This is a genomic window from Streptomyces sp. NPDC044044 (assembly GCF_056434405.1).
Genome location: NZ_JBWKFG010000010.1, coordinates 507,912 through 531,771 on the forward strand (window position 1 = coordinate 507,912; position 23,860 = coordinate 531,771).

At 70.8% G+C, this 23,860-nt stretch carries 23 protein-coding genes; 12 read left to right on the forward strand and 11 right to left on the reverse strand.

Annotated features, from left to right (window positions below):
- Positions 1 to 114: 114 nt before the first annotated feature.
- Both AC07AG_RS35915 and AC07AG_RS35920 read right to left on the reverse strand, forming a co-directional pair.
- Complete coding sequence (locus AC07AG_RS35915; protein WP_478760595.1) at positions 115 to 1,086, reverse strand: helix-turn-helix transcriptional regulator; 972 nt, start codon at positions 1,084 to 1,086, stop codon at positions 115 to 117.
- Between the two features lie 49 nt (positions 1,087 to 1,135).
- Positions 1,136 to 2,092 carry an SDR family oxidoreductase gene (locus AC07AG_RS35920; RefSeq protein ID WP_478760658.1) on the reverse strand — a complete coding sequence of 319 codons (957 nt, stop codon included), beginning with the start codon at positions 2,090 to 2,092 and terminating at the stop codon, positions 1,136 to 1,138.
- Between the two features lie 208 nt (positions 2,093 to 2,300).
- Here AC07AG_RS35920 and AC07AG_RS35925 point away from each other — a divergent pair, with 208 nt between their 5' ends.
- Positions 2,301 to 2,831, forward strand: a complete 531-nt coding sequence (locus tag AC07AG_RS35925; RefSeq protein WP_478760596.1) for a DUF4240 domain-containing protein — start codon at positions 2,301 to 2,303, stop codon at positions 2,829 to 2,831.
- Between the two features lie 59 nt (positions 2,832 to 2,890).
- Here AC07AG_RS35925 and AC07AG_RS35930 read toward each other — a convergent pair whose 3' ends face one another.
- The 3 genes from AC07AG_RS35930 to AC07AG_RS35940 form a co-directional block, all read right to left on the reverse strand.
- Complete coding sequence (locus tag AC07AG_RS35930; RefSeq protein WP_478760598.1) at positions 2,891 to 3,757, reverse strand: peptidoglycan recognition protein family protein; 867 nt, start codon at positions 3,755 to 3,757, stop codon at positions 2,891 to 2,893.
- A 123-nt stretch (positions 3,758 to 3,880) separates the two neighbouring features.
- On the reverse strand, positions 3,881 to 4,708 hold the full coding sequence (locus AC07AG_RS35935) for an SDR family NAD(P)-dependent oxidoreductase (protein WP_478760600.1): 828 nt from the start codon (positions 4,706 to 4,708) through the stop codon (positions 3,881 to 3,883).
- A gap of 49 nt (positions 4,709 to 4,757) precedes the next feature.
- A complete protein-coding gene (locus tag AC07AG_RS35940; RefSeq protein WP_478760601.1) occupies positions 4,758 to 5,543 on the reverse strand; it encodes an SDR family NAD(P)-dependent oxidoreductase in 786 nt (261 codons plus the stop codon).
- A 142-nt stretch (positions 5,544 to 5,685) separates the two neighbouring features.
- Here AC07AG_RS35940 and AC07AG_RS35945 point away from each other — a divergent pair, with 142 nt between their 5' ends.
- Entirely contained in the window at positions 5,686 to 6,372 is a 687-nt protein-coding gene (locus AC07AG_RS35945) for a TetR family transcriptional regulator (protein ID WP_478760603.1), read from the forward strand.
- 33 nt (positions 6,373 to 6,405) lie between these two features.
- On the opposite strand, the gene AC07AG_RS35950 is transcribed toward AC07AG_RS35945, so the two are convergent.
- Together AC07AG_RS35950 and AC07AG_RS35955 are read right to left on the reverse strand one after the other, a co-directional pair.
- Entirely contained in the window at positions 6,406 to 7,575 is a 1,170-nt protein-coding gene (locus tag AC07AG_RS35950) for a PP2C family protein-serine/threonine phosphatase (protein ID WP_478760604.1), read from the reverse strand.
- A gap of 120 nt (positions 7,576 to 7,695) precedes the next feature.
- Positions 7,696 to 8,184 (reverse strand): N-acetyltransferase family protein, encoded by a 489-nt coding sequence (locus AC07AG_RS35955; protein ID WP_478760606.1) that lies wholly within the window; start codon positions 8,182 to 8,184, stop codon positions 7,696 to 7,698.
- A 62-nt stretch (positions 8,185 to 8,246) separates the two neighbouring features.
- On the opposite strand from AC07AG_RS35955, the gene AC07AG_RS35960 reads away from it, so the two are divergent.
- The 3 genes from AC07AG_RS35960 (at position 8,247) to AC07AG_RS35970 (ending at position 13,200) form a co-directional block, all read left to right on the forward strand.
- Positions 8,247 to 9,182: a TIGR01777 family oxidoreductase gene (locus AC07AG_RS35960; protein ID WP_478760608.1), complete on the forward strand. Its 936-nt coding sequence runs from the start codon at positions 8,247 to 8,249 to the stop codon at positions 9,180 to 9,182.
- A gap of 257 nt (positions 9,183 to 9,439) precedes the next feature.
- Complete coding sequence (locus AC07AG_RS35965) at positions 9,440 to 10,780, forward strand: NAD(P)/FAD-dependent oxidoreductase (protein ID WP_478760610.1); 1,341 nt, start codon at positions 9,440 to 9,442, stop codon at positions 10,778 to 10,780.
- 275 nt (positions 10,781 to 11,055) lie between these two features.
- Positions 11,056 to 13,200: a family 20 glycosylhydrolase gene (locus AC07AG_RS35970; protein ID WP_478760611.1), complete on the forward strand. Its 2,145-nt coding sequence runs from the start codon at positions 11,056 to 11,058 to the stop codon at positions 13,198 to 13,200.
- Between the two features lie 103 nt (positions 13,201 to 13,303).
- On the opposite strand, the gene AC07AG_RS35975 is transcribed toward AC07AG_RS35970, so the two are convergent.
- Positions 13,304 to 14,749, reverse strand: a complete 1,446-nt coding sequence (locus AC07AG_RS35975) for a regulator (RefSeq protein WP_478760613.1) — start codon at positions 14,747 to 14,749, stop codon at positions 13,304 to 13,306.
- Positions 14,750 to 14,969: 220 nt separating this feature from the next.
- On the opposite strand from AC07AG_RS35975, the gene lipB reads away from it, so the two are divergent.
- The 4 genes from lipB (at position 14,970) to AC07AG_RS35995 (ending at position 18,117) form a co-directional block, all read left to right on the forward strand.
- Positions 14,970 to 15,806, forward strand: coding sequence for a lipoyl(octanoyl) transferase LipB (gene lipB, locus AC07AG_RS35980; protein WP_478760615.1), 837 nt, complete (start codon positions 14,970 to 14,972; stop codon positions 15,804 to 15,806).
- A 136-nt stretch (positions 15,807 to 15,942) separates the two neighbouring features.
- Positions 15,943 to 16,908, forward strand: a complete 966-nt coding sequence (locus tag AC07AG_RS35985) for a lipoyl synthase (RefSeq protein ID WP_249590320.1) — start codon at positions 15,943 to 15,945, stop codon at positions 16,906 to 16,908.
- Between the two features lie 270 nt (positions 16,909 to 17,178).
- The gene (locus tag AC07AG_RS35990) at positions 17,179 to 17,382 is read left to right on the forward strand and encodes an SCO2195 family GlnR-regulated protein (RefSeq protein ID WP_478760616.1); all 204 of its coding nucleotides are present in this window, start codon (positions 17,179 to 17,181) and stop codon (positions 17,380 to 17,382) included.
- A 30-nt stretch (positions 17,383 to 17,412) separates the two neighbouring features.
- Positions 17,413 to 18,117, forward strand: a complete 705-nt coding sequence (locus AC07AG_RS35995; RefSeq protein ID WP_478760617.1) for a DUF4191 domain-containing protein — start codon at positions 17,413 to 17,415, stop codon at positions 18,115 to 18,117.
- Positions 18,118 to 18,226: 109 nt separating this feature from the next.
- Here AC07AG_RS35995 and AC07AG_RS36000 read toward each other — a convergent pair whose 3' ends face one another.
- Both AC07AG_RS36000 and AC07AG_RS36005 read right to left on the reverse strand, forming a co-directional pair.
- Positions 18,227 to 18,952: an ANTAR domain-containing protein gene (locus AC07AG_RS36000; protein ID WP_478760619.1), complete on the reverse strand. Its 726-nt coding sequence runs from the start codon at positions 18,950 to 18,952 to the stop codon at positions 18,227 to 18,229.
- Positions 18,953 to 19,073: 121 nt separating this feature from the next.
- Complete coding sequence (locus AC07AG_RS36005; RefSeq protein WP_478760620.1) at positions 19,074 to 19,817, reverse strand: GAF and ANTAR domain-containing protein; 744 nt, start codon at positions 19,815 to 19,817, stop codon at positions 19,074 to 19,076.
- Positions 19,818 to 20,024: 207 nt separating this feature from the next.
- On the opposite strand from AC07AG_RS36005, the gene AC07AG_RS36010 reads away from it, so the two are divergent.
- Entirely contained in the window at positions 20,025 to 20,474 is a 450-nt protein-coding gene (locus AC07AG_RS36010) for a hypothetical protein (RefSeq protein WP_478760622.1), read from the forward strand.
- Between the two features lie 205 nt (positions 20,475 to 20,679).
- Here the strand turns inward: AC07AG_RS36010 and AC07AG_RS36015 are convergent, their stop codons facing one another.
- Positions 20,680 to 21,147: an RDD family protein gene (locus AC07AG_RS36015; RefSeq protein WP_478760624.1), complete on the reverse strand. Its 468-nt coding sequence runs from the start codon at positions 21,145 to 21,147 to the stop codon at positions 20,680 to 20,682.
- Positions 21,148 to 21,365: 218 nt separating this feature from the next.
- On the opposite strand from AC07AG_RS36015, the gene glnA reads away from it, so the two are divergent.
- Both glnA and AC07AG_RS36025 read left to right on the forward strand, forming a co-directional pair.
- Complete coding sequence (gene glnA / locus AC07AG_RS36020; RefSeq protein ID WP_361045716.1) at positions 21,366 to 22,775, forward strand: type I glutamate--ammonia ligase; 1,410 nt, start codon at positions 21,366 to 21,368, stop codon at positions 22,773 to 22,775.
- Positions 22,776 to 22,937: 162 nt separating this feature from the next.
- Positions 22,938 to 23,708 carry an alpha/beta hydrolase family protein gene (locus AC07AG_RS36025; RefSeq protein ID WP_478760626.1) on the forward strand — a complete coding sequence of 257 codons (771 nt, stop codon included), beginning with the start codon at positions 22,938 to 22,940 and terminating at the stop codon, positions 23,706 to 23,708.
- Positions 23,709 to 23,860 lie beyond the last annotated feature (152 nt).

The following is a 23,860-nucleotide window of genomic DNA, read 5'->3' on the forward strand; positions in this document are numbered from 1 at the left end:
TTCGGCTTGATGCGGGTGCGGGTCTCTGCCTTGGTGGCAGGGGCCCGTTCCCGTGTGCGGGTGGCTTTCCGGACCGCCGCCTCGCGGCGGATTCCTTCCCGCCCGCCCACCCGATCACCGGTAGCGATCGGCCATTTTGTGCGCCGCTCGTGCGAATCGGTCTCTGAGCGTCGCCGGGGCCAGGACCTCCGCCTCCGGACCCAGTGACATGAGCTGGGTGTAGGCGACCATCTCGTTCTCCACGGGGAGTGTCACCGTCACCCAGCCCTGATCGTCGGGCTCGCTCGCCCCGTCCATCGCCTCCCGCGTGGACGCGGAATCGGTGGCGTACGGGAGCTGTCGTACGCCCGACTCGGAGAGCCGCACCACGACCTCGGACCGCAGGATGGCCCGCGCGAACTGCGCCGCCCGTTCCTCCCAGAAGCCCGGCAGGTCGAACTCCTCGTCGCGTACGAAGCGGTCCTCGCCGGTGGCGATCGCGGTGAAGCGGTCGATGCGGTACACGCGGAGCGAACCCGTGTCGGGAACCCGCGCGCACAGATACCAGACGCCCGCCTTGAGCACGAGGCCGTAGGGCTCCAACTCCCTTTCCACCTCGGCGTCCTGGCGGCGATAGCGGGCGGTGACGCGCCGGTCGTCCCAGACCGCGTCAGCCAGCGGGGGCAGCAGCTCGGGCGCCGGTGTCTCCTTGAACCATCCCGGCGCGTCCAGGTGGAACCGCTGCGAGGCGTTCTGCGAGGCGTCCCGGAGGGAGGGCATCAGGGCCGCCGACACCTTGAGACGGGCCGCGGACGAGGCGTCCTCCAGGCCCATCTCCCGCAGTGCGCCCGGCACTCCGGACAGGAACAGCGCCTCCGCCTCGCTGCGTCCGAGTCCGGTGAGGCGGGTGCGATAGCCGCCGATGAGGCGGTAGCCGCCGGTGCGCCCCCGGTCCGCGTAGACCGGGACCCCGGCCTCCGAGAGCGCCTGGGCGTCCCGCGTGATGGTCCGCTCGGACACTTCGAGCTCGGACGCGAGCTCGGCGGCGGTCATGGAGGGGCGGGCCTGGAGCAGAAGCACCATCTTGATGAGGCGTGCAGCGCGCATGCCCCCATGATGCCGAAAGCCGGGGGCCCACCTCTGCGCGTCGGGGCGGCTAGCGGTAGCCCGTGACGTCCGCGGGCTTGCCCTTCTGCTCGACCTCCGCGATGTAGCGCCAGGCGTCCGGCGCCGAACCGTCGATGTCCGTGAAGCCGTACTCCTTGGCGAGGCCGCCGCTGGAGAGGGACTTCCCGTTCCAGCGGGCCACTTCGGGGTCGGAGGCGAGCGCGACCAGGGCCCGGCCCACGAAGGTGGGGGTCTCGGAGATCGCGAAGTGCGGGTTCTGTTCGCAGCCGTCCTGCCAGTTGTCCTCGGTCACCTTGAAGGCCGTGTCGAGCATGAACTCGGAGCGCAGCCAGCCGGGGGTCAGACAGAGGGCCGTGCAGCCGTACTCCTTGAGCTCCTCGGCGAGGCCGCGCGCCATCCGCAGCGGGGTGGCCTTGGCGAGGTCGTAGTAGAAGGGCTTGCGGTAGTTGGGGCCGTTGTACTCCTCGGTCCCGTCGGTGACCTCGACGACCAGACCGCCGGGGTTCTTGATGAGCAGCGGGAGCGCGTACCGGCTGGTGACGATGTGGGTCTCGATGCCGAGGCGCATCAGGCGCAGCCCCTTGTCGAGGTCGTGCTCCCACATCTTCTTGTCCCACTCGACGTGGACGTCACCGCCCCAGATGTCGTTGACCAGGATGTCCAGACGGCCCTGCTCGCGGTCGATCCGCTCGACGAGGGCCTCGACCTGCTCGGGCTCCAGGTGATCGGTGGGCACGGCGATCCCGGTGCCGGTCCCGCCCGCCTCCCGGGCCGCGGCGGTGATCAGCTCCGCGGTCTCCTCGATGGTCTCCGTGGTGCGGCCGACCTCGCTGGTGTGCGCGCGGGTCGTGCGCCCCGTCGCGTACACGGTGGCTCCTGCGCGGCCGAGCTCCACGGCCATGGCCCGGCCCGCGCCCCGGGTGGCACCGGCGACGAGGGCGATCTTTCCGGCCAGTGGCTGCGCGAGTGCGCGAGTGCTGTCCATCCCCATCTCCCTGACCGTCTCCATCTCCCTGACCGTCTCCCTGTCGCTGTTCATGTCTCTGTCCCTGTCGCTGCTCATGTCTTCGAGGCTTCCACCCAATGCCGACACCTGCTGTCGGGTTTTCCATGGGCATGTGCACGCATAACGACACAGCCGCATCCGCCGCACTCCGCGTGCGTACCCACCCCTCAGGACCGATGCTTGTCCCGTGATGGACGAGACGGAGTTCTGGGAGATCGTGGACCGCACCCGCGTGGCCGCCGAGGGCGACCCCGAGGACCACGCCGACCTGCTCACCGAGAGGCTGCTCGAACTCGAGCCGGACATGGTGCTCGACTTCGCCCGTCACTTCGAGGCCCGCTACAACCGCGCGTACCGCTGGGACCTCTGGGGAGCTGCCTGGGTCATCCTCGGCGGCGCGAGCGACGACGCCTTCGACTACTTCCGCTGCTGGCTGATCGGCCAGGGGCGTGAGGTCTTCGAGGGAGCCCTGCACGACCCCGACTCGCTCGCGGATCTCCTCGACGACTTCGACGAGGAGGTCGACGGCGACGGCGAGGAGTTGGGCTTCGCGGCGGACGAGGCCTACGAGCAGCTCACCGGCGTCGTCACCCCCGACCTCGGCATCGCTCCCGCCCCGCAGGAGCCGGAGGGGACACCTCTGGACTTCGAGAACGAGGCGGCGATGGCCCAGCGCTACCCCAAGCTGTGGGAACGCTTCGGCGAGGTCGTCGACTGAGGCAGGGGCCCACGGGGTGTGCAGCTGCCTCTCCCGCCGAGACCGGGGGTCTGTAGTCACTACCGGTTCTGCAGCCGTGCGGCCGCCTGCCTGATCGCGGGGAGCGCCGCCGTCAGTGCCGCTCCCGGGCAGTGTGTGTAGTAGCCGTCGTTGTGCCCGGACACCGCGCTGAAGTGCCCGCTCGTCCCCGCCGGGTACTTGCTGAGGCTGTGCGAGGAGACCAGCCCCACCGTGGCGCGCGGGTCCACGTCCGAGAGCCCGAGCTTCCATGCCGCGAGGGCCGCCACGGCATCGGTCATCGCCCGGGGAACGGGAACCCCCGCCGTGAACGTCCCGATCGCCGCGATCCCCACCGTCTCCCGGTTGAAGCCCTGCGTGTGCGCCCCGACCACGGCCCGGTCGATGCCGCCCGCACGCCCTTCGTAGACGGTGCCGCACCGGTCGACGAGGAAGTTGTAGCCGATGTCGTCCCACTGCCTGCCCTCGACCTGACCTGCGTACAGATAACGGATGATGCGCGGGGTATCGGCGCAGTCGTAGCTGTTCGGGGAGTCCGTGTGGTGCACGAACACCGCCTGGACCCGGTCGGCGTACCGGACCGGCGGCGGCTCCCGCACCGCACCGGCCAGCCACTGGGCGCGCGGCACGACGCGAGGCTGCGCCGCGGGATGCCCCACGGCCCGCCGCACCGGCGCCGCGGCCGCCGGCATCATGGGGTGCCGCCCGGTCACGCCTGTCCGCTCGCCGAGCCCGGCGAACGCCACCGGACCGTCACCCGCCCGCCCCGGCGCCCCCGAAGCCCCGGGCCCGGCGTACAGCGCACACATCAGCAGAAGCCCTACGGCCATGACACCGGGGACACAGCACAGCGCCGCACGCACCACCGACGGCACGCGCGCCGCGGACATCCCACAGAAGACACGCATGGTCCGACTCTCCGGCCCACCCGCACCGCCCGCGACCGTGGTCCGCCACTCGGCTGAACCGGGGCAGGACGCCTCGGGACGCCTCGGGACGCGCGGGCGGCCCGTGCTCGGACCCCGCCCAGGTCAAGCCCCGGGATTCGTCCGGGAAAGGATCATGTCCGTGCGCGGCTGGAGCGCCGCGTCGATCATGTCGGGCTGCGGCGTGATCCAGTAACGGCCCTCCGCGGCCTGCTCGAAGACACGGCGGGCGTGCTCCTCGGGCGTGATCCCCTGGGTGTCGGCGCGCTGCTGGAGCTGTTCGTTGAACCCCGCTATCTCCGGCGGTGTGCCGTCCCCCGGCCGCGCGGCCCTGAATATCTCGCTCTTGACCGAGTCCGGCAGCACGACCGAGACCTGCACCGGCGCCTGCTTCATCCGCATCTCATGGGCGAGGGACTCGGTGAGCGCGAGTGTCCCGAACTTGGTCACGCTGTACGGCGCCATCAGCGGGCTCGGCAGCAGTCCGCCCACCGAGGACACGTTGAGCACCCAGCTCCGCGTCGACTGTTCGAGCAGGCGCGGGACGAAGGAGCGTATGCCGTTCACATAACCGCCGATGTTGACCCGCAGGGCGGCGTCCCAGCGCTCGGCGGGGATCTCCCAGGAGTAGCCCATGGCCATGATCCCGGCGTTGTTGATCAGCATGTCCACGGCACCGAAGCGGTCGTAGGCACGGTCGGCGAGGGCGTCGACCGAGAGCGGGTCGGACACGTCCGTCACGACCGGCTCGACCTCGGCCCCGGCGGCGCGCAACTCCTCGGCCAGGGCCGAGAGGCGGTCGCCGGCTATGTCGGCGAGGACAAGACTCATGCCGAGGGCCGCCGCGTGCCGGGCGAATCCGGATCCGATGCCCGCCGACGCACCGGTGATGACGACGACCTTGCCCGCGAAGGTCCGGCCTGCGTTGCTCATGCTGCTCTCCTCTCGGGCGGCGTCCTGTCCCGGAAGGCGTCCTCGTCTGTCAGAAGTGGGTGCCGCCGTCGACCCGGACCTCGGTGCCGGTGATGAACTTGCCGTCCCGCGAGCCGAGCAGGGCGACCACGGAGGCCACGGACTCCGGTCCCGCGAAGCCCTGGCCGATGGCCGGGGCCAGCTTCATGAAGAGGCTCATGTCGGCGTCCTCGGGCAGGCCGGGGCCGACGCTCTGCTTGCTGGCGCCGCTGCCGTCGGTCATGCCGCTGGATATGGAGCCGGGCTGGACGGAGTTGAAGCGGATGCCCTGCTTGCCGTACTCGGCGGCCAGCGCGTGCGTCATGGACTGGATGCCGCCCTTGCTCGCCGCGTACGCCGCCATGTACGGGTGGGCGAACATCGCGGAGGTGGAGCTGAAGTTGACGACGGCGGCGTCGTCGCCGTGCAGCAGCGCGGGGATCGCCTCGCGGATCACCAGGAACGTGCCGACCAGGTTGACCTGGATGACGCGGTTGAAGGAATCCAGGCTGGTCTCGTGCGTGTGCGAGGAGCGGAGCACGCCCGCCGCGTTCACCAGGACGTCCAGGCCGCCGAGCGCGGTGACGGCGGCGGCGACGCCCTCGCGCACCGAGGTCTCGTCCGCGATGTCGACCACGAGGGTGGTGAGACGGTCGGCCGCCGCGCCCGCCTTCTCGGAGGTGTCCTTGAGGCCCGCCTCGCTGACGTCGGCGGCCACGACCTTGCCGCCCTCCTCGAGGATCCGCAGGACGGTGGCCTGCCCGATGCCCGAGCCACCGCCGGTGATGAGTGCACGACGGCCTGCGTAGCGGTTCATGAATTGCCTCCGATCAACTCCGGCTCCCGGATCCGCCCATGGACCCGGCCTCCCGGTCTGATTTCAATGTACGCCTCTCTGGCACGTTTTGCCATGCCGACAATTCATGTATCAGGGTGAGAATCGCGCGTAGGCTGCGAACGTGAGCACCCACCCGTCGCAGTCACCACAGCCACCGCAATCACCGCAGTCACCGCCACCGTCGCTGACCGAGCGCCGCAAAGCGGCCACGCAGCTCGACATCGCCCGCGCCGCGGCCGAACTCTTCGCCGAGCGCGGCCCGGACGGCACCACGGCCGAGGAGATCGCCGGCCGGGCCGGAGTGGCGCTGCGCACCTTCTACCGGTATTTCCGCAACAAGCAGGACGCGGTCGCGCCGCTCCTCGCCGGAGGCGCCGCCGAGTGGCGGGCCCACCTGGCGGACCTCGACCCCGCCACCGGAGTGCCGACAGCCCTGGAGCAGTCCATCGCGGACGCGCTGACCGCGGCGGACGACCGCGCGGCCGAGTCCCTGGAGTGGACCCGCGGCCTGCTGCGCGCCGCGCAGGACGACCCGGCGCTGCGCGCCGTCTGGTACCGCGTGAACCAGGAGTCCGAGGAGCAGCTCGTGCCGGTGCTCGCGCGCCTGGCGGGGGACGACGCGGACGCGCTGGACGTGCGCCTGGCGGCCGCGGCAGCCACGGACGCCATCCGTCTGGCCCTGGAGACCTGGGCCGCCACGGACGCGCCCACCGAGGGGCCTGGTTCCCCCGCCGTCCTGGCGGTGCGCTGTCTGCGCGAACTGACGGGCGGGCTGCGGCTCCTGCACGCCCGGCACGCCGACGGCTGAGACGCAGCGCCCCTCCCCTCCCGCAGCGCCCTGCTACATCCCCGGCTCCGGCTCCGGCTTCGGCTCCCGCTCCGGCTCCGGCTCCGGACGCAGGTCAGGCCCCAGGTCCGGCGAGAACGCCAGCAGCGCCACGTCGTCCCCGACCCCGCCGGAGAACCGCATCAGGTCCCTCCACACCGCGGACGTCATGGCCGCCGGGTCGTCCAGCAGGTCGGCGCAGAGCACCGGAAGGCGCTCGGCCAGCGGATAGAAGGCGCCGGACCCGTCCCGCGCCTCGGTCACGCCGTCGGTCACCACGAGCAGCCGGTCGCCGGGCTTCAGGCCCACGGTCACCTCTTCGGGCGGGGCGACACCGGCGATCCCCAGGCCCAGCGGAGCGCCAGGCGCCACGGCGAGCTCCTCGACGGTTCCCCCGCGCAGCAGCAGCGGGGGCGGGTGGCCACAGGAGACGATCCGCAGCTCGGGGGCATCCTCCCGGAATTCCAGGAGCACGGCGGTGGCGAAGAGCTCGGCGTGCTCGGCCTCCTCGGAGTCGACCACCAGGCGCCGGTCGAGGCGGGCGGCCACTCCCTCCAGGTCGGGCTGGTCGAGCACCGCCTCCCGGAAGGCGCCGAGCAGCGCGGCGACCGTGCCGACGGCCGCGAGTCCGTGCCCCTGCACATCGCCCACCAGCGCCCGTACGCCACAAGGGCCCTTGCGTACGTCGAAGAGATCGCCGCCGACCAGCGTCCCGCCCTGTGCGGCGCGGTAGAGGCCCGCGCAGCGCACCGGGCCCACGCGCTCGGGCAGCGGCGGAAGGACGGCGAACTGGGCGGCCTCCGCGACGGTGCGGACGGTGACGAGCTGGGCGTCGCGCCGGCTGCGTACCCAGGCGAACAGGATGCTCAGGAGCGCCACGAAGGCGACCGTCAGGAGATCGCTGTCCCCGGGACGGCCGAGTCCCACGTCCGGCAGGGCGAGCAGCAGCACCACGGCGCCGCCGAAGAGGGCCGTGGCGGAGGCGCCGTACGACAGCGCGGCCAGCGGCGGCACGGCGGCGAGCAGGAAGCTGAGGTCGACCGTCTCCGGGGTGAGCAGCTGGATGACGCACATGACGGCCAGGAGCACGGGCGGGGGCCAGCGCACCCAGCGGGGCCTTGGCGCGCCCCGCAGCCAGCCCGGCTCCTCCCGGTCCCGCCGACTGGCAGCAGCGACCCTGAACATCGGTTCGCTCCTCCCTCCGGTCGGCCTTCCCACGCTCCTACGCGCGCGTGCCCACCGCACGCCGGGCCGGTCCGTCGGGTGCCGAACCCCGGGCGTTGGATCATCACGGGCCCGGGACGGTCAGAGCACGCGCCCCATCAGCACGTCGTCCACGTACGCGCCGTCGAGGAAGAACTCGCCCGGCAGCACCCCCTCGACCACGAAGCCCTCGGAGGCGTAGAGCGCTCGGGCCGGGGTGTTGTGGCCGAGCACCCGCAGCGTGACGCGTCGCGCGCCCTGGCGGCGTGCCTCCTCCACCGCGGCCCTGACAAGCCGGCGGCCCACTCCCCTGCCCCGCGCCTCGTCCGCGACGGCGAAGCCCAGGATCTGGCGCACGTGGGAGTTGGCGAGCAGGGAGGTCGGGAAACCGAGCCGTATGTAGCCGACCACCACGCCGTCGAGCTCGGCGACCAGGTGGTCGCGGGGGCCGAAGCGGTCGCTGAAGAACGGCGGGTGGGGAAGCTGCGGAGCCGGTTGCACCGCGTGCAGGGTGGACCAGGTGAGGCGGTCGATGCGGCCCAGGGCTTCTTCGTCGTCCGGCAGAGCGGTACGTATGTGCGTGTCCGGCATGGGCGTCACTGTACGACGGGCGTCGGGCGCCTCACGGCGGGTTTCCGGGGCAGGATGGCGTCATGGAGCCCACCGAGTCCGAGCAGTCAGCCCTGTCCTCGCGACCGTCCCGTATCGCCGTGGCCGGCGCGTCCGGCCTCATCGGGACGGCCCTGACACGCGCCCTGGCCGACGACGGCCGCGAGGTGGTGCGGCTCGTGCGCCGGGCACCTCGTACGAAGTACGAGGTGCGATGGGACCCCAAGAAGGGCTACGTCGACACGGCGGGGCTCGCGGGCTGTGACGCCATCGTCAACCTGGCGGGAGCCGGGATCGGCGACCGCCGCTGGACGGCCGCCTACAAGCAGGAGATCCGCGACAGCAGGGTGCTCGGCACCTCCGCGCTCGCCGAGGCCGCGGCCTCGCTGGACGAGCCGCCTCGCGTCTTCCTGAGCGCGAGCGCGATCGGCTACTACGGAGAGACCGGTCAGCGCGCGGTGGACGAGAGCGCACCCGCCGGAGAGGGCTTCCTGCCCTCCCTGTGCGTGGAGTGGGAGGGTGCGGCGGCCGCGGCGCATGAAGCGGGCATCCGCACGGTCTTCGCGCGCAACGGCCTGGTGGTGGCGCGCGAGGGCGGGGCCTGGGCGCGGATGTTCCCGCTCTTCAAGGCGGGGCTCGGCGGACGCCTCGGCGACGGCCGGCAGTACTGGAGCTACATCGCGCTGCACGACGAGGTGGCCGCGCTGCGGCACCTGCTCGACACGCCGACGCTGTCGGGGCCCGTCAACCTGACGGCGCCCGATCCGCTCACCAACCGTGAGGTGACGGCGGCGATGGGGCGGGTGCTTCACCGGCCCACGCTCTTCACCGCGCCGCGGCCCGCGCTGCGCGTCGTGCTCGGCGAGATGTCCGGCGACGTGCTCGGCAGCCAGCGGGTCCTGCCGACCCGGCTCCTGGAGTCGGGCTTCTCGTTCGCGTTCCCGGGCATCGAGGATTCGATCCGCGCCGCGTTGCGGTGAACGGCACGCGGCGGAGGGCACCGCGGTGAACAGCGCTTCGGTGAACGCGAAACCACTCGCGACACATCTGCCCTGACGCCTTCCGATCGCTTTCTTCGCGTCTGCGATCGCCGTGCGACCGGCGTGCGACCGTGCTCGGTCGATGCGCGACTGCCTCGATGCGTTTCGGCTCCTACCCTCGTGCGGAACTCGGTGATTCCGAAGCCCTGTTGAGGGCATGACGTCCCCAGCAGCCGCGCAACCCCGGGGAGGGGCCCGTGCTAGAGCCTGCGCACCATGCGGATGTCGTCATCGTGGGAGCGGGGGTCGCGGGACTCTCTGCCGCCCACCAGCTGACCAGTGCCGGTGTAACGACCGTCGTCCTGGAAGCCGCCCCTTACGTCGGCGGGCGCATGTCGACCGAGAAGGTCGACGGGTTCCGGCTCGACAGGATCGGGCAACTGCTCACCACGTCGTATCCCGAACTGCGCCACACACCGGGGCTCGACGCCCTCGTACTGCGGCCCTTCGTGCCCGGTGTCCTGGTGCACAGCGACGGCCGGCACCACCGCGCCGTCGAGCCCACGAGCCCCCGGCGCGCAAGGGGCGCACTCACCGCCGCGCGCGCCCTCGCAAGCGCTCCCCGGGGTCCGCGGACGGCTCGGACCGCGCCCCGCACCACCCCCCTCGGCGGCGCGCTCGACCAGGCCCGCCTCGGCGCGGCACTCGCCAGGATCGCCGCGACGCCCCCGCAGCGTCTCCTCGCCCGCCCCGAACTCCCGGCGGCACAAGCCCTCTTCGACCGCGGCCTGCCCGCGCGCACCGTCAACGGCTTCCTGCGCCCGCTGCTCTCGGCGCTCCTCTGCGACCCGGACCTGACGACGTCGAGCCGGTGCGCCGACCTCGCCCTGCACTCCTTCGCGCGCGGCCGTCTGTGTCTGCCGGAGGGCGGCGCCGAGGCGCTTCCCGAGCTCCTTTCGGCCGCACTGCCACCGGGCACGGTGCGCACCGGCGTACGCGCCACGGCCGTCTCCACGACCTCGGTCACGACCGCGGAGCACGGTGAAGTGAGCTGCCGCGCCGTCCTGTTGGCCACCGACGCGCGCGCCGCCGCCGAGCTGCTGCCCGGCCTGCGCGTGCCGACCTTCCACCAGGTGACGGTGCTGCATCACGCGGCACCCGAGCCGCCGCTCGCCGAGCCCGCCCTGCTGCTCGACGCCGACCGTTCGGGGCCCGTCGCGCACACGGCCGTGATCAGCCACGTCGACCCGTCGCGCGCGCCCGCGGGCCGGGCGCTCATCTCCTCGACGGTCCTCGGCCCACCGCCGGACGAGCGCGCCGTCCTCGCCCATCTCGCCGAGCTGTACGGCACATCGACCGCCCGGTGGGAGTCCCTCGCCGTCCACCACACCCGCGAGGCGGTGCCCGCGATGCCGCCCCCGCACGATCTGCGGCGCCCGGTGCGGCTGCTCTCGGGGCTCTACGTGTGCGGGGACCACCGGGACACCAGCACGGTGCAGGGCGCGCTGCACTCGGGCCGCCGCGCCGCACGGGCGGCGCTCGCGGACTTCGGCGTCGACCCCGCTCACGGGACCGGGCAGATGCCGATGGCGGCCTGACGCCCTGACTGCCCCAGTCGCTTGACCGGACCGATCCATCCGACCTATATGCCACACCCCTGGAAGCCCTCGCGCCCCCACGCGAGGGCTTCCGCCTTCCCGCACACCCTCTTCGTAGAACCCACCGAACCTCACACACCCCTGCAACTCCCCTTGCCACACGGGTACCCCACGGCTACGGTCCCCACCGGATCGCCAAGCCGCAGGAGGCTCACGTGCGTCGCACCATGCCGGTGATATCACTCATCCTCGGCCTATTCATGGGAGGTCTATCTTTGCCGACCGCCACAGCAGCCACGGGCGACACGGCCGCGACGGAGACCGAAGTGCCCTCCGTCGTCCCACGCCCCACCGACTGGACCGCGCTCGACGGCCGCACGCGACTCACCGAGCGCACCCGCATCCTGATCGACCCGCGCGCCGGATCCACCACCGCGCTCCCCTCGGGCCGCAGTGAATTCCCGGGCCCCGCACGCCAGTCCGTACACAAGCTCGCCACCCAGCTCCGTACGGAGATCAAGCAGGTCACCGGCATCACGCCCCGGATCGCCCACCACACGGGCCGTCCCGCCGACGGGGACATCACGCTCGGCCTCACCGGCAAGGGGGCCCTCGGCGCCGAGGGCTACCGCTTCGACAGCGCGGGCCCCATCCGCGTCGAAGCCGCCTCCACCCACGGCCTCTACTACGGCACCCGCACCCTCCTGCAGCTCCTGCGCTCCACGGCCGACGACCACCGCGCCGTCCCCCGCGCCCGCTCCACCGACCGCCCCGCGCAGGCCATCCGCATGGTGCACCTCGACGCGGGCCGCAAGTACTGGAAGATCTCCTACCTGGAGAATCTGATCCGCAGGATGGGCGACCAGAAGCTCAACACCCTCTTCCTGCACCTCTCCGAGTCCGAGGGCTTCCGCCTCGACAGCCCGAAGTTCCCCGGCCTCGCCGACCCCGACCACAGCTACAGCCGCGCCGACATCGAACACCTGAAGGCCTTCGCGGCCCGCCATCACGTCCAGCTGATGCCCGGCCTCGAACTTCCCGGCCACGCCACCGTCATCAGCGAGGCCTTCGGCATCGGCTTCGGGGCGGGCGCCGACGCGTGCACGGGCGCGCACACGCACTCGCACCTCACGCCCGACTGGATCATCGACATGACCAGCGACAAGGCGATCGCGAAGTCGAAGGAGATCGTCGACGAGTTCGCGGGCTGGTTCGACGCACCGCTGTTCTCGATCGGCGCGGAGGAGGTCCCCGGCCAGCTGGCCGAGTGCCCCCGCGTGAAGAACCACCTGGCGAGCGCGCCCGACGTGTCCACGCTCGGCGACCTTCTCAACCGCTACATCAACACCCTTGACGACGTGGTCACTTCGCACGGCAAGCGCACGGCCGTCTACAACGGCTCCGAGCACCTGGCCGCGCCCCAGCAGAAGGTCCACGACCCCGTCGTCTTCCTCACCTGGGAGGGCACGGGCGCCGAGCCGGAGATCCCGGGCCACGACGAGATAGCCATCGGCCCCTTCTACGACACCCCGAACAACTACCACCACCTGTATCCGGACGAGCCCTGGATGTACGACAGCTGGGCGCCGAACTCCGACCCGGACATGCTCGGCTCCGGCGTCACCAACTGGGCGGACTACAACTTCTGGGCCGACGACGGCTACTTCGAGAAGAGCATGGCGGGCGCCCGCGCGATCCTCGCCGACCGCACCTGGAACAAGTCCACGACGCCGGACACGCTCGCCGACTTCAGGGCTCGCGCGGCCCGCATCGGCGACCCGCCGGGCACGACGCCCGCGCCCGTGCCGCCACGGGTGGAGGGCCGGCCGAGCCATCACTGGACGTTCGACGACGCCCCGTATCCCAGCGGCTGGACATACGCGGGCAGCCCCGGCAACACGATCCTCGCCGAGGACGTGGCGGGCGGCCTGTCCGGCACCTCGTACATCATCAACAACCCCACCCCGGTGGCAGGCGTGCGCGGCCAGGCCTGGCGCTTTGACTCCGACCGGGACGGCGTGGGCTTCGGCGGTCTCGACGTCGCCGAGCCGTGGACCGTGTCCGTGCAGGTCCGCCCGTCGGCCAGGACCGGGGACCAGGTGCTGCTCAGCTCCAGGGCGGGCGCGCTGAAGCTGATGCAGCACGGCACCGGGAAGGTCGGCTTCACGCGGTACGGCGAGGCCGACCACAGCTTCGACTTCACGCTGCCGCTCGACCGCTGGACGCGGCTGACGTGGGTGACGGCTCCGGGGCACACCACCTTGTACGCCGACGGGAAGCGGGTCGGGTCCGTCGCGGCGTCGATCCCCCTGCCGCTGCGGTCCATCGGCACGGAGAAGGCGAGCCTGCGGGGCGACATCGACGAACTCACCACGTGGGACGAGACGTTGTCCCCCGAGGAGGTCGCGCGCCTGCGCTGACCTCCGGTCGAGCACACAGGTAGGAGCACATGTAAGGGGCGGGCCTGCGCAGGCCCGCCCCTTACATCGCCCCTCACCTCGTGCACCCGCGCGAGGTGAACGCTCAGCCCAGCGCCGCCACCCGGTCGCGGTACCCGCGCACCGCCGCCGCGTCGCGGTACGGCTCCAGCCGCCGCTCGAATTCGCGTACGTACTCCACCGCGCGCACCGAGCGCATCTCACCCGCCGCCTGCGCGGCCTCCGCGCCCAGCTGGCAGGCCTGCTCCAGCTCGCCGAGGCCGAGGCGCGACGAGGCGAGCACCACCCGGCAGAACAGACGGCTGCGGGCGTACCCGGGGGCGCGCAGTTGGAGCGAGCGCTCCGCGTGCTGGGCGGCCACGCGGTACTGCTGGAGGTCCCGGTGGCAGTGCCCGAACTCGTCCGCGAGCTGTGCCTCGTCGAAGAAGCGCGCCCAGTAGGGGACTTCGTCGCCGGGCCGGGCCGTTTCCAGGGCGCGTTCGGCGCGCACCATGGACGCCGTGCACGCCCGCACCTCGCCGAGCACGCCGTGCCCGCGCGCCTCGACGGCGTGCAGCAGGGCCTGCACGACGGGCGGCGCCGAGGAGCCGACGCCCTGCTGGGCCACCCGCGCCAGCTGCACCGCCTCCCTGCCGTGCCCGAGGTAGACGGCCTGGCGGCTCATCGTGACCAGGACGTACGAGCCGTACGCGCGGTCACCCGCCGCCTGCGAGAGGCGCAGCGCCTGGACGTAGTAGCGCTGGGCGAGACCGTGCGCCGCGATGTCGTACGACGTCCAGCCCGCGAGCCGGGTGAGGTCGGCGGCGGCCGCGAAGAGCCGCCGCCCGGCCTGCTCGCCGTACGTGCCGCGCAGCATCGGCTCGGCCTCGTGCTCCAGATAGCGCACCAGGGCCTGCCGGGCGTGCCCGCCGCCGTACGCGTGGTCGAGCGCGCGGAAGAGCTCGCCGACGGAGCGCAGGGCCGAGATGTCGCCGCTGGTCACCTTCGCCCCGACGCCCCGCTCCGGCTCCTTGCGCTGGCGCGGTATGGCCGGACGGCCCTGCGTGGGCACGCGCCCTGCGCTCGGCCCGAGGTCACCGCGCCCCACGCGGTCGTCCGCGCGGCCGATCAGCCAGTCCCTGCTGGGGACGACGAGTCCGGCCGGGGTGAACGCGATCTTCCGCAGTTCGGCATGGCTTCCGGAGTCCTTGCGCCAGAGCCCGCCGACGATGTCGATCGCCTCTTCGGGGCTCGCCGCGAACTCGAGCCCGGCGTACACCGGCGCGCACGCGTCGAGCCCGAGATCCTGCGCGGAGAGGCGGCGGCCTAACCGCCGCGTGAAGACCTCGGCGATGAGGGCGGGGGTGGTGCCGCGCGGCTGCTGCCCGCGCAGCCAGCGGGTCACGGATGTCTTGTCGTACCGCAGATCGAGACCGTGCTCGAGGCCCAGCTGATCGACGCGGCGCGCGAGCCCCGCATTGGAGAAGCCGGCTTCTGAGATGAGCGAGGCTAGCTGGCGGTTGGGGGTGCGCTGCGGAGGTCGTTCCGTCATCAGCTGTGCGGTCTCCTGCCTTTCGGGCGTTGCCTTGAGCAGCCCTTATGGCTCTGTGAACGGCGTGAATGTAGCGGCCCCCACCGCCCTCGACACGACCTTCGACCCGCGTTCATCCGATCGTGTGAGGATTGACCGGACGACTGACGAGAATCCGCGGCCCGTACAGTGGCTGGGGGCGCGATATGTGCACGGTGCAGGTTCTAGGGAGGCACTTGCCGTGAGTGAGTTTCAGTTCGTCCGTCTGGGCTTCGGCCCGGATTCGGTCGAGTACCAGGAGGCCTGGGACGAGCAGCGCCGCGTGCACGCCGCCCGGTTCGCCGACGAGCTCCCGGACACATGTCTGCTGCTCGAGCACCCTCCGGTCTACACCGCGGGCCGCCGCACCGAGGACAGCGAGCGCCCCCTGGACGGCACCCCCGTCGTCGACGTGGACCGGGGCGGCAAGATCACCTGGCACGGCCCCGGACAGCTCGTGGGGTACCCGATCCAGAAGCTGCCGCGCCCGGTGGACGTCGTAGCACATGTGCGCCGTCTGGAAGAGGCACTTATCCGTACGTGTGCGGAGTTTGGCCTGGAGACGAGCAGGGTCGAGGGCCGCAGCGGCGTATGGGTCCTCGGCGACCCGGTGGAGCAGCGTCCGGCGCTCGGCGGGCTGACCCTGGACCTCGATCCGCGGACGCAGGACGACGAGTTCGACGCCCGGTTCAACGGCCCGGAGTACGCCCCGTCCAACGCGGGCCAGCGCCGGGAGGACCGCAAGATCGCGGCCATCGGCATCCGCGTCGCCAAGGGCGTGACGATGCACGGATTCGCGTTGAACGTGAATCCGGACAACACCTGGTTCGACAAGATCATCCCGTGCGGGATCCGCGACGCCGGCGTGACGTCGCTCTCGTACGAACTGGGCCGCGAGATCACGATCGCCGACGTCCTGCCCGTCGCCGAGAAGCATCTGCGGGACATCCTGGAGAGCGCGGAGCTCAAGCCCCGCACCGTCGAGAAGGCCGTCGGTACGACGGTTGAGAACCCGGAAACCGAGAAGGCGACCGCCTAGAAGACTCGGGCTGCCGGGGCCGTCGGGGCCGTGTGGGAATGCACCCCGTCGGCCAGAGGTTGGCCGAACGTAAGCCCAACGACATCACGGGCGTACCCTGGTGTGCGCCGAAGAATCGAAGCTACAGGGAGCCGATGTGTCCGCAGTCGCACCCGACGGACGCAAGATGCTGCGCCTGGAGGTCCGGAACGCCCAGACCCCCATCGAGCGCAAGCCCGAGTGGATCAAGACCCGGGCGAAAATGGGCCCCGAGTACACGAAGATGCAGAACCTCGTGAAGAGCGAGGGTCTGCACACGGTCTGCCAGGAGGCGGGCTGTCCCAACATCTACGAGTGCTGGGAAGACCGCGAGGCCACCTTCCTCATCGGCGGTGACCAGTGCACACGGCGCTGCGACTTCTGCCAGATCGACACGGGCAAGCCGCAGGCGCTCGACCGCGACGAGCCCCGCCGCGTGGGTGAGTCCGTCGTCACGATGGACCTGAACTACGCCACGATCACCGGCGTCGCCCGCGACGACCTGGACGACGGCGGCGCCTGGCTGTACGCGGAGACCGTGCGCCAGATCCACGCGATGACGGCGGACCGCGCCGAGGGCCAGACCAAGGTCGAGCTCCTCATCCCCGACTTCAACGCGGACCCCGACCAGCTGGCCGAGGTCTTCTCCTCCCGCCCCGAGGTCCTCGGGCACAACGTGGAGACGGTGCCGCGCATCTTCAAGCGGATCCGCCCCGGCTTCCGCTTCGAGCGCTCGCTCGAGGTCATCACGCGCGCCCGCGAGGCCGGTCTGGTCACCAAGTCGAACCTCATCCTGGGCATGGGCGAGGAGCGCGAGGAGATCAGCGAGGCGCTGCACGCGCTGCACGACGCGGGCTGCGAGCTCATCACGATCACGCAGTACCTGCGCCCGACGCCGCGGCACCACCCGGTGGAGCGCTGGGCCAAGCCGCAGGAGTTCGTGGAGCTGAAGGAGGAGGCCGAGGAGATCGGCTTCTCCGGCGTCATGTCGGGACCGCTGGTCCGCTCCTCGTACCGCGCCGGACGCCTCTTCCAGATGGCGGTCGAGAAGCGTGGGGCGTACGTCGCCTCGCAGGCGGTGTGATCCCGGGCGCCGGCCCGACGGCGCTCCGGGCGAGAGCCCGACTGTGTGAATCGGCGCACAAGTGACTACCGGCTGGTAGTGGCCGAGATGACGCGGCCCGTACGGTCCCCGCAGGTGAGCGGACCGTACGGGCCGCGTCAACGTTTCGGGCTCCGGCGTCAAGGCTTCATCCGTGTTTGACCGGTCGGTCACGCCCTGGTAACACCAATCAGTGACCCTGGAATTACCCCACGTACAGCCCTACCCATAGCCGCTCAGGAGGGCCCCACCATGCAGGCCGCGCCCGTACGCGCCACCGCCATCCCGTCCGTCGCCGACGCACTGCGCGCCGTCGAGTCGATTCTCATGAGCAGCGGCCAGCGCACCGCCCGCCGCAACGCCTGGACGTCCGTGCTCGACGACCGGCGTCGCGCCAAGGACCGGGCAGAGGCGCTTCGCGTGCTCGAAGAGGCGATGGCAACCCGCACGTCGTAGTCACTTCCAGGGACACGTAGACTTCACGACATGGCGAGGAAGGAAACCGCGGCGGACGCCGCGAACCCCGGGCGACTCAAGCAGATTGCCCAGACCTACAAGATGACCCGCAGGGCCGATCCGCGGATCGGTCTCATCATCGCGGCTGTGGGAATCGTCACCTTTGGTGTCTTCCTCGGTATTGGCTTCTTGATCGGTCACCCGATCTATCTCGGCATTCTCGGCTTTGTGCTCGCCTTCCTCGCGATGGCGATCGTCTTCGGGCGCAGGGCTGAGCGTGCGGCCTTCGGGCAGATGGAGGGCCAGCCCGGTGCGGCGGCCGCGGTGCTCGACAAGATCGGCCGCGGCTGGACGACGACTCCGGCGGTGGCGATGAACCGCAGCCAGGACGTCGTGCACCGCACGGTCGGCAAGGCGGGCATCGTGCTCGTCGCCGAGGGCAACCCGAACCGGGTGAAGAGCCTGCTGGCGGCCGAGAAGAGGCGCATGGCGCGCGTCGTCTCGGACGTCCCGGTGCATGACGTCATCGTCGGCACCGGCGAGGGCCAGGTCCCGCTGAAGAAGCTGCGTACGACGCTTCTGAAGCTGCCCCGCGTCCTCCAGGGCCCGCAGGTCACGGCGACGAACGACCGGCTGCGCGCGATGGGCGACCTGATGAGCAACATGCCGTTGCCGAAGGGCCCGATGCCGAAGGGCGCGGGACGAGGTCGCACCCCCAAGATGCCGCGAGGATGACACCAGACCTCACCTCCTCCCGTCTTTCCCACGGGCGAGAGAGGTGAGGGCCTCGCTCCTTGCACGCCGTTGCTCGTATGCCGCCATGGGCGCCCCGCCGGGGCGCCCATTACTCGTTCCCGGGGCCCCGGCCGTCGTCGTCCAGGAGCAGGCGCAGGGCCAGAATCTCCCGCGCGACCTCCAGCAGGGGCAGGTCGTGACTGAAGGCGTGGCCACGCAGCCGGATGAGTGCGTGGTCGATCCCGACGTTCAGTTGGGCGGCGACCATTCCGGTGGCCTGGTGGACCTCGGCGAAGTGGAGGCCGGGTTCGTCGAGGAGCGGGGTGTGGGGCAGGCCTGTCTGGGCGGCCGTGGCGATGGTGATCTGGGCGACGGTGTCGGCCAGGCCGAACGCGTCGGTGAGCTGGTCGGTGGTCATGGGGCCCGGCCGGGCGCGGTGGCCCGTGAGCGCACCGAGCGCGATGACCCCGATACGCACGGGGAAGGCGAACACCGCGCGGACGTCCAGGGCTTCGATGGCACTGGGCAGACCGGGCCAGCGGAGAGCGCTGTAGGCCAGGGATTCGGCCACATCGGGCAACAGCAGCAGGTTCCCGAACTGCGCGGCATCCAGACTGGGCCCCTGGCCCTGAACCCGTTGCACGTCCTCCAGGGCACTGGTGCGCTTGCCGTACGACTGCACCAGTTCCGCTTTGCGGCTGCCGGGGCTCAGCAGCAGGGCCAGGCCGTCAAGGCCGAGCATGTCGGCGCACGCTTCGAGCGGCAGGGCGGCCATGCCCGTCCCGGTGTGAGTGCTGAGGGCCCGCAGGTATTCGATCATTACCGGATGGGGCACCGTGGCCCCCTTCCGAGCGCCGTGGGCATGAGCGGTCCGAGCGCCGTGCGCTTGAGCGGTCCGAGCGCCGTGCGCTTGAGCGGAAGGCCGGCCCACCACATACGGTCGACGGGCGCCCGCATCACCGGGGAGGCGGGGTGAGCAGCGAGGTGTCGGCGCTCCCCTGCAGGACCTGACGCGCGACCTCGGTCAGGCGCATCTGGTGAGCCCGTGCGTGGCCGCGCATGGCGTGGAACGCTTCCTCGACCCCGGTACCCCGCCGGTGGGCGAGGTAGCCCTTGGCCTGTTCGATGATGACGCGGCTGTCCAGGGCGTATTGCAGCTGGGCGCTTACGGTCATCTGTTCAGTCACCGCCCGCTGTTGCAGGACGCCGATGGTCGCGGTGTCTGCAAGCGCCTGTCCCAGCCGGACCTGGGGCTCGTCCAGGGCACCCGGCTGGTCGCGGAAGAGGTTCAGGGCCCCGATCACCTGGTTGTGCAGTCGCAGCGGAGCGGCGACGACTGAGGTGAAGCCCACTTGCAGGGCGTGCGGTGCGAACCGGGGCCATCTGGCCAGGGCTTCGTCCGTGCCGAACGGCACGTCAGAAACCATTCTTCTACTCATGTAGCAGTCCCGGCAGGGGCCCTCGTCCCACTCGATGCTCGACAGCTCCAGCAGCCTGGTGCGCTCGTCGGAGGCTGCCGCGTCCACCAGGTGCCCGTCCGGCGTGCCCAGCAGCACCCCTGCCGCCGCCACGTCCAGCAGGGCCACACAGTGATCGGCGAGCATGTGCAGGAACGCGATCACGTCGAAGTCCTGCACCAAGGTGTCGGCCAGTTCGACGAACGCGACGGACACCCGCTCTTCACGAGCCAATTCGGCCACGCCCGCCCACCTCCCGAGTTATAGGAACACCCTTGCACAGGCGAGCGGCATACCGCTGTCACTCAGTCTCCTCCGGTCGGAGGCCCCTTACCAGGGCGCATCGGGGCCGCATGCTCACCGGCCGGGTGTTACACGCGCGCGAGGTCGAGAAATTGCCCTCTGCCGATCGTCGGGGGCACCCCGCCCAAAGGGGGCACCCCCACCTAAATGGACGAGCCCATGATCTGCATGGATGAAGGAGTGGTGCGGACGGGTGAAGGCAGCGTCATGTTTGCCCCTTTTGTTATGTTTCGTCCCGCGATGCTGCCTCAGGCAGGTCGTCGCAACCGAACTGGCGTCGCTGCGGCCACCGAAGGCGGTCCGCAGGCCGAGACCTCGACCAGTGCACACGAGTCGAACCAGGCGGCACGTGCCGCCTACGGCGAGACCACGAGCGGTACCGGCGCATCCGAGTTCGCCACCGACAACGGGGACGTCGCCATCGCCGGCGACCCGGGCGGCATCGCCAACAGCTACGGAGCCCCGTTCGTCGATGTCGACCTGCGCTGCGCGGTCCCCTCGGCGCAGGGCGTGGGCGGCAACGTCCTCGGCGGCCCGGTGGCGGCCTGCGACACGGCGCCGGTCGACCAGTTCGACGCCCCGGAGCGCATTATCTGACACCTGGTGAGGCGCGCCCCTCCCCTTGCGCGCCGCCACTGGTGACGAGTGCCCCTCAGCCGTGCTGTTCCTGCACGGCTGAGGGGCACTCGATGTCTGGGGGGGGGAGGCGTGCGCCGGGTCCAGAGCCGGGTTTCAGAACCGAGGTTCAGATTTGGCATTCAGAACCGAGGTTCAGATCCGATGTTCAGATCCGAGGTTCAGTTCAGATCCGTACCTGAACGGCGCGGGCGAGGCGGTCGTGCAGGCCGCGGCCGTCGCGGTCCCAGATCAGGGCCGGGATGGCGACGCAGAGCAGCACGCTGCGGATGAGGACCCGGACGGCGCCGAGCCGGCCGCCGCCCTCGCCGACGACGCGGAGCCTGAAGAGGGCCTTGCCAGGGGTGCAGCCGACCGTGCCGACCGTCAGGACGGTCATGACGAAGAAGATTCCCAGCGCCCAGTTGCCCATCGCCTGCTGGTCACCGCGAGCGAACAGGCCGTATGCGATGAGCATGCACAGTGCCCAGTCGACGACGACGGCACCCATGCGGCGTCCGGGCCGCGCGATCGAGCCGGGCCCCTCCTCCGGCAGGCCGAGCTGCTCGCCCCGGTACCCGAAGTCGACGCCCGCGTCCTCTGCCGCCGCACGAGGGCCGGAGAGCCACGATCCGATTACTTGCCTGTTGTCCACCCGCCCACGGTACTGCGCCCGATTTCGTACGAGGACGGGCGGGGTAGGGCGAATGACACCCGGCTCGAACCCGGCTCGGTTAACTTCGGCGAAACAAATGGGTCATGCTTGAGAAATCCCCCGTCCCTATGGTCGGGTCCCAGCGTGTGCCACCGCACTGGCCGCACAACGAGCTGCAACCCCGTCCCCGCCTGGGGGTCGGGAGTAGGAGGAGTTGGATGTTCCAGAACGCCGACGACGCAAAGAAGTTCATCGCGGACGAGGACGTGAAGTTCGTAGATGTCCGGTTCTGCGACCTGCCCGGAGTGATGCAGCACTTCACGATCCCGGCAGCGGCGTTCGACCCGAACGAGGAGCTGGCCTTCGACGGATCGTCGATCCGCGGCTTCCAGGCCATCCACGAGTCGGACATGGCGCTGCGCGCGGACCTGTCGACCGCCCGGGTCGACCCGTTCCGCCGCGACAAGACCATCAACATCAACTTCTTCATCCACGACCCGATCACGGGCGAGCAGTACAGCCGTGACCCGCGCAACATCGCCAAGAAGGCCGAGGCCTACCTCGCGTCGACCGGCATCGCGGACACCGCGTACTTCGGCCCCGAGGCGGAGTTCTACGTCTTCGACAACGTCCGCTTCCAGACGTCGGCGAACGAGAGCTTCTACCACATCGACTCCGAGGCTGGCGCCTGGAACACCGGTGCGGTGGAGAACAACCGTGGCTACAAGGTCCGCTACAAGGGCGGCTACTTCCCCGCCCCGCCGGTCGACCACTTCGCCGACCTCCGCGCGGAGATCTCCCTGGAGCTGGACAAGAACGGCCTCCAGGTCGAGCGCCAGCACCACGAGGTCGGCACGGCCGGCCAGGCGGAGATCAACTACAAGTTCAACACGCTGCTCGCCGCGGCCGACGACCTGATGCTCTTCAAGTACATCGTGAAGAACGTCGCCTGGCGCAACGAGAAGACCGCGACCTTCATGCCGAAGCCGATCTTCGGTGACAACGGCTCGGGCATGCACGTCCACCAGTCGCTGTGGGCCAACGGCGACCCGCTGTTCTACGACGAGCAGGGCTACGCCGGTCTCTCGGACACCGCCCGCTACTACATCGGCGGCATCCTCAAGCACGCCCCCTCGCTGCTCGCCTTCACGAACCCGACGGTGAACTCGTACCACCGCCTGGTCCCGGGCTTCGAGGCGCCGGTCAACATGGTGTACTCGCAGCGCAACCGCTCGGCCGCCATGCGTATCCCGATCACGGGCTCGAACCCGAAGGCCAAGCGCGTCGAGTTCCGCGCGCCCGACCCGTCCTCGAACCCGTACCTGGCGTTCTCGGCCCTCCTGATGGCCGGCCTTGACGGCGTGAAGAACAAGATCGAGCCGCCGGAGCCGATCGACAAGGACCTCTACGAGCTGGCCCCCGAGGAGCACGCGGGCGTCGCCCAGGTCCCGACCTCCCTCCCGGCCGTCCTCGACGCCCTCGAGGCGGACCACGAGTACCTCCTGGCCGGCGGTGTCTTCACCCCCGACCTGATCGAGACGTGGATCGACTACAAGCGCACGAACGAGATCGCCCCGATCCAGCTGCGGCCGCACCCGCACGAGTTCGAGCTGTACTTCGACATCTAAATCGCGGATCGGGTGAGCCCGACGCCGCGTCAGCAGGGACAGTGGGCCGTCTCCCGGTACGGGGAGGCGGTCCGCTGTTCTGTTGGTCTCGCGCCGGCACCGGCTAGTGTCGCTCTCGTCTCCCCGCCCCACCATCAGCCCCTGCCTAGGTGAGCACCGCACATGAACGAAAAAGTGAGATTCCCGAGCGTCGTCGGCCCCGAACTGGCCGGGGTGATCGACCTGCCGGAGGGCGAGGTCCGAGGTTGGGGGCTCTTCGCGCATGGATTCACCCTGGGCAAGGAGTCGCCGGCCGCCTCGCGCGTCAGCAAGCAGTTGGCACGCGAGGGCATCGGCATGCTGCGCTTCGACAATCTCGGGATCGGAGACTCCGATGGCGACTGGGGGGACGGCTCCTTCACCGTCAAGGTGCAGGACACCGTCCGTGCCGCGGCCTTCATGGCAGAGCGCGGGACTCCGGTGGATTTGCTGGTGGGGCACTCGTGGGGAGGCGCCGCCGCGATCGCAGCTGCCCATGAGATCGTCGGCCTCCGCGCGCTGGCCACGATCGCGGCGCCCGTCGATCCCAGTCACGTCGAGCGGCAGTACGACTCGGTCCTGGATCGCGTCCTCAGCGACGGGGCGCACGAGTGGTTCGTCGGCGGGAGGACTCTGGTTCTCAAGCGCGCCTTCGTCGAGGACGTGCGCCGGGCTCACCTGCGCGACCGGATCGGCGAGGTGGATCTTCCGCTCCTCGTGGCGCATTCGCCCACCGACTCCACCGTGGACATCTCCAATGCCGCGGAGATCTTCCAGGAGGCACGGCACCCGCGAAGCTTCATCTCACTCGAAGGCGCGGACCACCTGTTGACCGCGCGAGGGCAGGCACAGCGGGCCGCTCACATCATCAGCGCCTGGGCCGACCAGTACCTCGACGAGCCTCGGCCCAACTAGGCGGCATCTTCAGAACAGACGGAAGCGGGGGGGGGGGGGGGGGGGCGGGGGGGGGGGGGGGGGGGGGGGGTGGGGGTTGTTGGTGCATGCCCCCAGAGAGTGCCCCACTAGGCTTGAGGGGGAGGGCAGGGGGGGAGGTACGAGGCATGTGG